This window comes from uncultured Fluviicola sp., assembly GCF_902168135.1.
Taxonomy (GTDB): domain Bacteria; phylum Bacteroidota; class Bacteroidia; order Flavobacteriales_D; family Crocinitomicaceae; genus Fluviicola.
Genome location: NZ_CABHOL010000005.1, coordinates 24,430 through 35,328, shown reverse-complemented (window position 1 = coordinate 35,328; position 10,899 = coordinate 24,430). Strand labels below are relative to the sequence as shown.

Below are 10,899 nucleotides of genomic sequence, written 5' to 3'. Positions count from 1 at the left end.
AGACGGCATACGAGATTCGCCTTAGTCTCGTGGGCTCGGAGATGTGTATAAGAGACAGCTAGTATCCTCTATTAGAAATCTTCTTCTATTCTGGTGCAATTCGTTGAATATTTGTGGAAATCTGGTTCTAAGAAAAATTAGATTGAGAGTGTCAATTACAGAAACTTCGGCAATTAAATTTTCCAAAACTGAATGATCAAATATTATTTGATTTGTTAGGCGTATACAATCTCGGTAATTTTTAATATAGTTTCCAAATAATGTTTCTTGTTCCCTTATAGGCTTCAAAATGGTAGATATTTGATCAGCATTAAATTTTTTAGATTTGATCAAGAGATCTGATAGATAGGTGGCTAATTCTATTTCATTTATTTCTGGCAAAAAGACTTCTAATTGAAAAAACTTATCAATAAAATTACTTTCCATAAAACTTTTATCCGCTGCTAATGCATTGACAACATAAGTTTTGTCTAATGCCAGAATGAAAAATGTGTTTTTGAAATTTGAGGTATTACGTATTAGTTTAAATATTTGAAGGATTTCTTTTGAGCTAAGACGGTCTAAATCATCAATATAAACAACAATTTTTCGTTCCGTTTTTCCAATCAAATCGTTTACATTATTATAAAGTTCGAATGCAGGATTTCCACTAGCTATTGATATATTACTTAAAAGATCAGTTATCTCTCCTCGTTTATAGAATTTTGTAATACTTCCTGCATATTCAATTAATGATTGAGATAATTGCCCACTGTAACGGGAAAGTTGATTGCTAAACGACTTAAAAAAATCAGAGATAAGATCTTCTTCCTTATGATTTAAGAATGGAGAGAAGTTAATTTCAATTATCCCGTTTGCCTCTTCGGTCGATTTTAATCTATGTTTTAATGCTTGAATGAAACTTGATTTTCCATGTCCCCAGGTTCCCATTACGCCAATCGAAAAAGATCCTAAAAATTCATTTGAGCATATAGCATCACAAATCTCCTTAACTAAATGTTCATTCTGCTGGTTTTGATTGATAGGACGATCTTCAAAATAAGTATTTGTAGAAGTTGACTCAATTTTCTTATACTTCTTAAATGATTTGGTTTGCGCAAGTAATGAATTTAGAAATGGAAAAAAAGAGCTTGTAATCACTAGAAAATCTAAATAGTAAATACTAGACAGTTTGTTCCACATGAACTTGTCATAATTAAATGAATGCTCACCGAATCTGAATGATGAATATGCTAATACTCCTAGTAATATCATCAATATATGATTGTATGAAGGTTGGTATTTTAAACGGAATTTGTAAATGCCAAAAGAAAACATAAATAACCCGATAAAAATTACCGCTACATCCATCATTGCAGATGATGATGATTCTTTGCTAACTAAAAACTGATTTATTAGATGTTCAAATAGCGGTTTTAGGAAAATTATTAAGCCAATTGAGAATATTGATATAAATGTTTTTTTTGAGAAAAGCCATTTATCGAGTTGTTTTAAGTCTTCGAATAGTAGTGATCTATTCCGTTTTTCAGCAGGCATAGAGGTAAAATAAGTTATACTTCAAATCTAAGGAAATCTATTCAATCTTCAATAAAGTGTATTGTATTTCCAACTAACCTTCGCCAATCTCTCACAAACCTCTGCCCGCAGAAAACAACCCACATCAATCTCACACCAACCTTTCCTCGCAGAAAGTGAACGGAACTCAATCTCACACCAACCTTTCCTCGTAGAAAGCAAACGGAACTCAATCTCAAGCAAACCTCTGCCCGTAGAAAACCAACCTAACTCAATCTCCAACCAACCTTTCCTCGTGGAAAGCAAACGGAACTCAATCTCGCGCTAACCTTTGCTCGTAGAAAACGAACCCCAGTCAATGTGCAGTAAACCCCGCTAAAAATATTTAGGAATCATGAAGTGACTTTAGTCTACTTCATGGTTCATCCAAAACTACCTTTTGAAAGCGTCCAGCAACACTTTGATCAGTCAAGAGCCGGTATTAACGTCTCTTAACGATTGATAAACAATAGTTTGGCATCATTTTTCATTATAGGGGTATTAACCATTTAATAACTGGAACAATGAAAAAATCCACCGCAAACAAACTGAACATGTACGGGAGTGTACTTTCGGTTTTAAACGATCATCAGGCAACCTGGCAGGGAATCCCGGCTTTTGTAAGTGCCAAAGCGGCTTTTGAAACGAAATTGAACCTGCTCCGGGTGCGCGTCACCGAACAACTGGGTGCAACTACCGGTGTGGCCATCGACAAAAGACTACGCATCACGGATCTGCGCGAGCGAATGCTCATTGTGCAGCACGCACTCTTCCTCCTGGGGCGCGCCACCGGCGATGTATTGCTGCGGGAACGCAACAACCTCACCAAAACCGATCTGGAAGACCTGCGGCTCACCCAGCTGGCAGCCCGAAGCGCCGAACTGAAACAAGACATCGATACCTACGGCCCGCAATTAGCTGTTTATGGAGTCACTACGCAGGTCCTCGATGAACTCATTCCGCTCCTGGAAAATGTGAGCGAAGTAAACAACAGCGTCCGCAAAGCGATCATCAAACGAAAAGGGATCACCCAGTCCATCAAAGAACTGGAGCAGGAACTGAACGAATTGCTCCGCGTAGAATTTGACCGCCTGATCCTGGTATTCAAACACTCACACCCGGCCTTTGTTGAAGCCTACACCAGTGCCCGCATCACCATCGATTACGGCAATAAAGGCAGCAAGGGAAATGAACCGTTGAATCCCGCAGTATAATGCAAGTAGTGGCGCGATTAATCGCGCCACTACGTTTAACCTCTAAACTCTTTCAACGCTTCCAACTCAAACACTATCTTCTCCAAATCCACCTGGATGGCCTGAAACTGCTCGTTTTCTTCAAAAACAGGATCCTGAAGAATGGTTTTAACCGGCTGGAAATCCATTTCTTTTTCATGCTGGATGAACTGGTAGAAAATAATTTGGATGGCTTCCATATAGTTGTTCAGGGTTTCAGCCAATTTTCCGGAAGTTTCTTTTTCGAGCGCAAAAGCCAAACTGGTAATTTCCCGTGAAATGCGAATATTCGATCCCACTTTGGCAAAGTGTACATCGATCTGGCGCTGGTGGGCCTGGGGTTCTTCATACATGCGCTGAATACAGGCAAATAAGTTATTGTTTGCAGCTTCACTTAATCGACGGCTTTTGTGCCAGGTAATTCCTGTGGGAAGTTTCTTTTGATAATTCAGGATTACCTGGTTCAGGAAGAATAAATTCTGATTGAATGAACTATTGAGCAAAGCAGGAAAACGCTGCTTCTCCCACATCGGCCAGAATGCAAAGCTGATCAGGATTGCCAGTGCAGAACCGATCAGTGTGGAAAGCACCCGCCACCAGATTAAATCCCAGGAACCCTGTTTGGAAAGCTGCATCATGACAACAAGCATGATGGTTACAAAGAAAACTCCCACTTTGTAATTATTTCGCAGGTAATAAGCTACAAAGAAAGATATGAATATCAGGATTACAACAAACTGTTCGTGTTTGATTGGAAGCAGCATAATTGCACCACCGACCAAAATTCCGGCTACAGTCCCGACAATCCGTTCAAATCCTTTTTTGCGAGTTGCGCCATAGTATGGCTGGATAACGATCAGCAAGGTCAATGCAATCCAGTGTCCGTGATCAATTTTGAAGAATTTAAATATGAAAACAGAAAGTGCGAGTCCTAATCCTACACGAAGGGCATACTTAAACTGCTGTGAATCGAAGTTAAAGATTTCACGTACGATCTGGAAGAGTACACGCGGCTGCAATCCGGCAATGAAATGGTTGAAAGACAATTTATAATTCTCAAAATAATTACTGCGCTTGAAACTCAGCTTCTGGTCCATGAGCTGAATGGTATTTTCCATGAACTGCTGACATTGGTTCAAACTCACAATAAATTGGTTCAGGATCAGTTTGTGATCTTCCGAAAGGTCCTGCTGCTGTAAATTTTCCTTCAGGATTTTGGCCGCGATCTCAAAACGTTTGATCCGTACCTTCGCCATGGTCAAATCTTCCCCGCGAAATGTGAAGATAACAATGGAAAGTCGGGCAGAAGCCTGTGACAAAGCTGAAAGTGTTTTGTAAAGAATGGAACGATTCTGTACTAAGACCGGTTCGTTCTTGATGGATTCCAGTTCTTCATGCAGTAATTTAATACTTGCTCCAAAATAGGCAGCGGATTTTCGGATCTCGATCATTTGATCGTAGTGTTCGGCTTTGAAACTGGAGTTTTCCTTTCTGCGATTGAATAATTCAATGGATTTGTCGACCGCATTGCGAATCTCGATTTCCTTAGCTGTAATACTCAATAGGTCGCGTTTGGCATCCGGTTCCAAAAATTGCTGAATGAGCGCATCGAGGTAATCGGTGTTCCGTTTCCAGATAGTTGCTACTGATCTTCTTAAGGGATTGGAAGCAGAAAATGGAAAAGACAAAAAGATAATGGCAATTGCCCAGGCTGCTCCGAACAGGATGTATTTTCCATAAACAAGTGATTCTGAAAAATGGGTGGGATTGGAAATACCGAATAAGTAGAAGAATCCTACTCCAACACCGATGGTAGAACCGTAATCACTCCAATTCCGGATCAAAGCCGCAAAAACACCTATGACTAACATTCCGAGCGTAGCAAGTATAACCGAACCTCCGATGTTCATTCCAAGTATGGCTGCGGTCAGAATGAGAATGGCTTCAACAAATTGGATCAGCATTTTTTTATAATGAGAACCTCTGTAATCGATCAGTGTGAGCATGTAGGCTCCGAAAGCTGCCCAAATAATGTGGTAGGAAAAACCAAGGAAAATCGGGAAGACGATCAAGGGAACATTTAACGCCAAAACTACCCTGATGGACCAACTGATAGTGGGTTCCAAATATTCCTGTTGGAGAATGGTATTGAATTGCTTGATCGGCTGAAACCGCATAGAAAAGTGAATTTCCTAACAAAGATAGTTACTTTAAAAGGCTTGATGCCTTTTAAAAGTTAAAAATTCCGATAGCTATCGGAATCAAAGGGTTCAAAAGTTCAAAGAAATTAAAAAGTCATTTCGACTCCGCTCAATGACCTTTTAATTGTAAAATGCCTACTCTAAGGTGACTGAGCGGAGTCGAAGGCACCTACAGTTTGGCAATTTTTTTGATTTCAGAGCTGCTTTTTCCTTCTATCAGGCATACGTACAAACCAATCGGGAGCTGTTTGATTTCTAAAAAACCTGCGTCATTCGTTTCAAGTGTTTGAATGAGTTGTCCGCCAACCGAAAACACGGAAACTTTTGCGTAAGGTTCGGAGATCAGGTTGAAATAATCTTTGCTTGGATTCGGGAAAAGCATGGTTTCCTGTATGCTCGAAACCGGCATTTCCATTTTGTAGAAATCTGAAATGCGGACCATATTGTCGTTTAATCCTGTTCCCAAATAGAAATTCCCGTTGAGGGTAAATCCTTTGGAGCCTCTTAATCCGTTAGGCGGGATCTGGCCAACTAAACGCCATGTTTTCGCGTGATCGAGCAGGTAGCAATCGTTGTGGAAGACATTGTTCTGATCCATTCCACCGCATATCACAGCACTGAAACCGGTACTGACTGCCGTTCCATAGGAGCGCATTCCGGATGGCAGCGGAGAGATTGAAGTCCAGGTTTCTTTTTCCGGATTGTATGAAAACCAGCTGGTAGAATAAGTGATCGGGTTGATGTCAAATCCTTCGCCGAAAATTCCTTCATTCAATAATTGAAAACCCAGTACGCTGCGATTAGGTCCGCCCGGATAATCCGAAATTCGTGACCAGGAATCCAGGTCGACATTGTATTTCCAGAAATCCGCCAGTGTAGAATCGGCTGTTGTCCCCATCCCGAAATAACCGGTTTCCTGTATCTGAAGTGCTGTTGCATGCCAGCGTGCCAATCCGGGGAAATCATTCAATTGCAGCCAGGAATCGGTGAATGCATCGTACTGCCAGACATCTTTTAACGCCAGGCTTGTTTCTGAATAACCACCAATGAGGTAAGCTTTATTTTTTAAGGTGAAAACGCTTGCATATTGTCGGGCAATTCCCGGAAAAGTTGCTTTTTCATTCCAGGAGTTGGTGTTTGGATCGTATTGGAACAGTTTATTGCTCTCGTTGAACGTTCCCAGGTAACCCGTTACAATATAACCGTATCCATTGAGGGAAAAGCAGATACCATCATCTCGTCCGGCTGTTGGAACAGAACTGACAGAAGTCCATGTCTGCGCGTGAATACCGGCGGTAAAGCATAAAAACAGGATGAATATTCCCCTCATGATCATGTGTTTGTTTGACTAACGCAGAATTTGGAGAAATCGTTTGTGGGAGAAGAAATAATTAAAAGGATAAAATTGAATTACTGTTTGATAGTTAAAATTTCAAAGCATCCGAAATTTGGATTATTTACAAAATCCTGAATTTCTAAAAAATGACTTTCTAATATTTCCGCTATTTTTCTGTTCTTAGATTTCCGGTTCTAATCCAAATGATTTTCGGTGGAAACCCATAAAGTGAATTCAAATCGTTGAAATCTGAATCTTGAGTGACGATTATGTAATTTGATTTTTTTGCAAACTCCCAGATTGCTTTGTCAGAACTATCAATCAGATTCTCTGTTTTCACAGAAGTTGATCCTGTGAAATGTCCGGACAAAATTTTAAGAATTCTATGAGAAATATTTTGATCAAAAATCAACTTCATACTGCAATTTGATAGATTTTATTTTCTCTATCAGCAGCGTAACTGAGTGCAGCATAAATATCTTCCTGCGTCAATTCATCAAAGTCCGCAAGTATTTCAGGAATAGTCATCCCAGAGGCAAGCCAATTAAGAATGTCACTGACACTAATTCTCATGCCTCGGATCGTCGGTTTTCCTCCGCGTTTTCCTGGTTCAATCGTAATTATCTCTTTATAATCTCTCATGAGGAATCTAATTAGTATAAAAATACAAATTTAGATTGACTATTTTTACTAACAAATTTATTTTTAGGAAGATAGTTTAAGGCCCTAAAATCACTTCGTCTCCTTCACCGCCTGCTGAATCAATTTCCCTACTTCGTGGATTTGTTCTTCTGTAATATTTAGTGGTGGAGAAAGCCGGAAGCTGTAAGGGTGGGAGAGAAACCAAAAACTGATGACTCCGAGTTCCAACAACCGTTCTACCACTTTTGCCACACGTTCGTCGCTGGCCATGTCGCAGGCAAACATCATTCCTTCCCGGCGAATTTCAAATATCTCGTCGATCTCCTTTAAGTAACTTTCCAATAAAGCACCCAATCTTTCTACTTCGTTGAAGTTGATCTCTTGTTCGAATACTTCCAAAGTTCCCCAGGCTGCTGCGTTGATCACGGGATTCCCGCCGAATGTGGTGATATGTCCGAGCATGGGTGAATGGCTCAGCTGGTTCATGGTTTCGTATTTCGAGATAAAGGCTCCGATCGGTAAACCACCTCCAAGCGCTTTTCCAAGGGTTAGAACGTCCGGAATGACTCCGCTGTGCTCGAATGCGAACATTTTCCCGGTTCTACCCATTCCGCACTGGATTTCATCGAAGATCAGGAGTGCGCCCACTTCATCGCAGCGTTTGCGAAGTGCCCTCAGGAATTCATCGGAAGCTTTTCGCACTCCGGCATCGCCCTGAACGGTTTCCAGAATAACCCCTGCTGTTCTTTTAGTGATCCGCTTCAGGTCTGCGATTTCATTTAAGCGAATGAAATCGACATCCGGTAAAAGCGGGCGGAAAGGGGTTTTCTTAATCTCGTTTGCAGACACACTTAAGGATCCGTGCGTGTTTCCATGGTAAGAACCTTTGAATGCAATTAATTGTGTTCGCCCTGTAACGCGTTTTGCCAGTTTTAATGCGGCTTCATTGGCTTCTGTACCTGAATTTACAGGGTAAACACAATCGAGTTCTTTGGGAAGAAATTTCCGAAGTAAACGGGCCATTTCCAGGGAAGCATCCTGGATAAATTCTCCGTAAACCATTACGTGGAGGTATTTGTCCAATTGTTCGCGGATGCGTTTGATGACCTGCGGGTGGCGGTTCCCAATGTTTGTTACGGAAACACCTGAAATCATATCGGTATAGCGTTTCCCGGATTTATCGTAAATGAAAATCCCTTCCGCCGATTCAACATCAATTAAATAGGGGAAGGGATTTGTTTGTCCTAAATGTTTTAAAAAATCTTCTTTACGGTTTGCCTCCATGCGGTTTTCTGTCTTGCGGACCTCCTTCTCGGCGTTCTTTTAACCGTTCGAGGAGCACCCGTCTGAATTCATGTTCCAAACTTAAGAGTTTTAGGGTTCTTTTTTCACCGATGAGCTTAATAAATTTTTCGCTGTACTCTTTTTTCAGGTCGAGTTCTTTCTGTTCATTCTCAAAAAGAGTATTCAGTTTTTTCTTAGCATCTTCATTGGAGATTTTGTCTTCCGAATCTCTCATTTCATGATTAATTTTGCGGAAAGTTTGACGAATTTCCTTCATCTTATCTTCCATTTCATTGTAAAGCGGCCAGAATTTTTCAGCTTCGGCAGAAGTAAGGTTTAATTCTTTGGTGATGAAACCAACTTTCAGTGCTTCAATCTTTTCGTCTTTTTCCTTATCCTCTCCGGGCCCCTGCCCGAATGCGGCAGTTGTGATCACCAGGGGAAGGAAGATCCACGCAATTTTTTGTAACATTTTCATTTCTTTCTCTTTAGATTCCGATTCATAGTCGGAGGTTTTTAACTTTCGATGAGTAAATATTCGTCCAATTCACCGGATTCATCGTTCAGATAGTCCAGGATCTCTTCGTCTTTGATGTGTTCCAGTAGGGGAGATCTTGAAGTGAAATTATCGGTGTTTTCTGTTGCAGAAGCCTCGTCGCGGTTTTCTGTGATTTCAGAATTCACCATTTCATCTTTGCTTAAATGAGCGGCAATTACTTCGGTATCCAGATCTTCGATATTTTCATCCAGGTACTGATAAATCTCTTCATTACTTACGGAAGACAAATTGATTGGTTCCGGATTTGTTGATGGACTTGTATGGTTGTTCCAGGGAAAAAGAAGGGCGAACGCCAGAATTGCTGCAGCTGATCCCCAAACGTACCAACGGCGATACATGGAGATAATTCCCGGTTGTTCCTTCTGCTTTTCATCTTTACCAGGTGAGGCTTCGGTCTTCGGAAGCAAAGCTCCCTCTTCTTTTAAACTGTTATTTCTGACTTCAGTAAGGATATTCTTCTTCAATTCTTCAAAATACAAGTCTGAAGGTATGTGAATCGGATTTACCTGTAAATCATCAATAATATGTTTGTCCTCCTGGTTCATAACTCTAAGATTACTAGTTCGTTCAATGGTTTAATTTTCCTTTTAAAAATTCTTCGATTTTTCCAACTGCATGAAAGTAATTGGCTTTTAACCCGCCGACAGAACCACCTGTTAGTTTGGCTATTTCTTCGTACTTCATATCTTCAAAGTATTTGTATTCAAAGACCATGCGTTGTTTTTCAGGCAAGGTTTCAACAGCTTCAAAAAGGAGTTTGGATATTTCTTCGGAAGATAACTTTCCGTAATGTTCCGATTGATGTGAGAAAGAAACGATCGGTTCCTGTATATCGAGACTTTTATGTTTATTCTCTTTTTTCAGGAAATGGATGGTTTCATTGTATGCAATGCGGTATATCCATGAAAAAAGGGCACTGTTTCCCTGGAATTGTTTTCGATTGTTCCAAATCTTGATGAAAACTTCCTGCAGGATGTCGTTGGTAATCTCGTGATTATTGATCCAGCGCCGGATAGTAGTATAAAGCCTTTTACTATGAAGATCTACGATCCAGGTAAAAGCTTTGTAAGCCAAATCATCATCCCGATGAAAATAAGAAATGATAGTATTTTCATCGGGAATTTGACTCATATTTTTATTTGCGTTTTAGTACTTTTTTAACTGCTTCAACAATGTTCGGAGTATCCAAACCGTATTTTACCATTAGCTCATCCGGTGTTCCCGATTCTCCGAATGTATCGTTTACTCCGACGTACTCCTGAGGTAAAGGCATGTGGCGTGAAAGTACTTGTGCCACAGCATCACCCAAACCACCGTTTAACATATGTTCTTCAGCGGTAACAACACATTTGGTTTTGCCAACAGAGTCTAAGATTGCTTTTTCGTCCAAAGGTTTAATCGTGTGCATATTTATTACTTCAGCACTGATTCCCTGCTCAGCTAATTGCTGCGCTGCTTCGATGGATTTCCAGACTAAATGTCCGCAAGCTATGATGGTAACATCTGTTCCTTCGATCAAAATATCTGCTTTACCGATGGTGAATTTTGCATCCGGTTGAATGAAAATAGGAACTACCGGTCTTCCGAAACGCAGGTAAACAGGTCCTTTGTGATCGGCAATTGCCATAGTAGCCTGTTTTGTTTGGTTGAAATCGCAAGGAACGATTACTGTCATGTGTGGCAACATGCGCATCATCCCGATATCTTCCAGGATTTGGTGTGTCGCACCATCTTCACCCAATGTCAGACCGGCATGGGAAGCACAAATTTTTACATTCTTTTGAGAATATGCAACCGATTGGCGGATCTGATCGTAAACACGACCTGTTGAGAAATTTGCGAAAGTCCCTGTATAAGGAATTTTCCCACCGATAGTCATACCGGCTGCCATCCCGATCATGTTTGCCTCTGCAATTCCAGCCTGGAAAAATCGATCCGGAAATTCTTTCAGGAATGCGTCCATTTTAAGAGATCCTGTCAAATCCGCGCACAATGCTACTACATCCGGATTCTGACGACCGATTTCTAATAAACCTTCACCAAAACCAGATCTGGTATCTTTCTTTCCTAAAATTTCAAATTGCTTCATTG

10 protein-coding genes are annotated in these 10,899 nt (G+C 40.6%); 1 reads left to right on the top strand and 9 read right to left on the bottom strand.

Going from position 1 to position 10,899, the window contains the following annotated elements; all coding sequences use genetic code 11:
- Positions 1–2,078: 2,078 nt before the first annotated feature.
- On the top strand, positions 2,079–2,768 hold the full coding sequence (locus tag QZT69_RS00465; RefSeq protein ID WP_294669444.1) for a hypothetical protein: 690 nt from the start codon (positions 2,079–2,081) through the stop codon (positions 2,766–2,768).
- A 35-nt stretch (positions 2,769–2,803) separates the two neighbouring features.
- Here QZT69_RS00465 and QZT69_RS00460 read toward each other — a convergent pair whose 3' ends face one another.
- The 9 genes from QZT69_RS00460 to QZT69_RS00425 form a co-directional block, all read right to left on the bottom strand.
- Positions 2,804–4,963 (bottom strand): FUSC family protein, encoded by a 2,160-nt coding sequence (locus QZT69_RS00460; protein ID WP_294669442.1) that lies wholly within the window; start codon positions 4,961–4,963, stop codon positions 2,804–2,806.
- 193 nt (positions 4,964–5,156) lie between these two features.
- Positions 5,157–6,317, bottom strand: coding sequence for a kelch repeat-containing protein (locus QZT69_RS00455; RefSeq protein ID WP_294669440.1), 1,161 nt, complete (start codon positions 6,315–6,317; stop codon positions 5,157–5,159).
- A 172-nt stretch (positions 6,318–6,489) separates the two neighbouring features.
- Positions 6,490–6,741 carry a DUF5615 family PIN-like protein gene (locus tag QZT69_RS19115; RefSeq protein ID WP_367241693.1) on the bottom strand — a complete coding sequence of 84 codons (252 nt, stop codon included), beginning with the start codon at positions 6,739–6,741 and terminating at the stop codon, positions 6,490–6,492.
- On the bottom strand, positions 6,738–6,965 hold the full coding sequence (locus QZT69_RS00450) for a DUF433 domain-containing protein (protein WP_294669439.1): 228 nt from the start codon (positions 6,963–6,965) through the stop codon (positions 6,738–6,740). The genes QZT69_RS19115 and QZT69_RS00450 overlap by 4 nt, the downstream gene beginning before the upstream one ends.
- 90 nt (positions 6,966–7,055) lie before the next feature.
- Positions 7,056–8,249, bottom strand: a complete 1,194-nt coding sequence (locus QZT69_RS00445; RefSeq protein WP_294669437.1) for an aminotransferase class III-fold pyridoxal phosphate-dependent enzyme — start codon at positions 8,247–8,249, stop codon at positions 7,056–7,058.
- Positions 8,233–8,727, bottom strand: a complete 495-nt coding sequence (locus QZT69_RS00440; protein ID WP_294669435.1) for a hypothetical protein — start codon at positions 8,725–8,727, stop codon at positions 8,233–8,235. Before QZT69_RS00440 ends, QZT69_RS00445 begins: the two co-directional genes overlap by 17 nt.
- A gap of 38 nt (positions 8,728–8,765) precedes the next feature.
- A complete protein-coding gene (locus QZT69_RS00435; RefSeq protein ID WP_294669432.1) occupies positions 8,766–9,353 on the bottom strand; it encodes a hypothetical protein in 588 nt (195 codons plus the stop codon).
- A 22-nt stretch (positions 9,354–9,375) separates the two neighbouring features.
- The gene (locus QZT69_RS00430; RefSeq protein ID WP_294669429.1) at positions 9,376–9,939 is read right to left on the bottom strand and encodes an RNA polymerase sigma factor; all 564 of its coding nucleotides are present in this window, start codon (positions 9,937–9,939) and stop codon (positions 9,376–9,378) included.
- Between the two features lie 4 nt (positions 9,940–9,943).
- Positions 9,944–10,897 (bottom strand): transketolase family protein, encoded by a 954-nt coding sequence (locus QZT69_RS00425; protein ID WP_294669426.1) that lies wholly within the window; start codon positions 10,895–10,897, stop codon positions 9,944–9,946.
- Positions 10,898–10,899 lie beyond the last annotated feature (2 nt).

What these genes read in the sequence shown, in the direction of transcription:
- QZT69_RS00465 (WP_294669444.1), top strand. Translation starts at nt 2,079, where the DNA reads ATGAAAAAATCCACCGCAAACAAACTGAACATGTACGGGAGTGTACTT.
- QZT69_RS00460 (WP_294669442.1), bottom strand. Translation starts at nt 4,963, where the DNA reads ATGCGGTTTCAGCCGATCAAGCAATTCAATACCATTCTCCAACAGGAA.
- QZT69_RS00455 (WP_294669440.1), bottom strand. Translation starts at nt 6,317, where the DNA reads ATGAGGGGAATATTCATCCTGTTTTTATGCTTTACCGCCGGTATTCAC.
- QZT69_RS19115 (WP_367241693.1), bottom strand. Translation starts at nt 6,741, where the DNA reads ATGAAGTTGATTTTTGATCAAAATATTTCTCATAGAATTCTTAAAATT.
- QZT69_RS00450 (WP_294669439.1), bottom strand. Translation starts at nt 6,965, where the DNA reads ATGAGAGATTATAAAGAGATAATTACGATTGAACCAGGAAAACGCGGA.
- QZT69_RS00445 (WP_294669437.1), bottom strand. Translation starts at nt 8,249, where the DNA reads ATGGAGGCAAACCGTAAAGAAGATTTTTTAAAACATTTAGGACAAACA.
- QZT69_RS00440 (WP_294669435.1), bottom strand. Translation starts at nt 8,727, where the DNA reads ATGAAAATGTTACAAAAAATTGCGTGGATCTTCCTTCCCCTGGTGATC.
- QZT69_RS00435 (WP_294669432.1), bottom strand. Translation starts at nt 9,353, where the DNA reads ATGAACCAGGAGGACAAACATATTATTGATGATTTACAGGTAAATCCG.
- QZT69_RS00430 (WP_294669429.1), bottom strand. Translation starts at nt 9,939, where the DNA reads ATGAGTCAAATTCCCGATGAAAATACTATCATTTCTTATTTTCATCGG.
- QZT69_RS00425 (WP_294669426.1), bottom strand. Translation starts at nt 10,897, where the DNA reads ATGAAGCAATTTGAAATTTTAGGAAAGAAAGATACCAGATCTGGTTTT.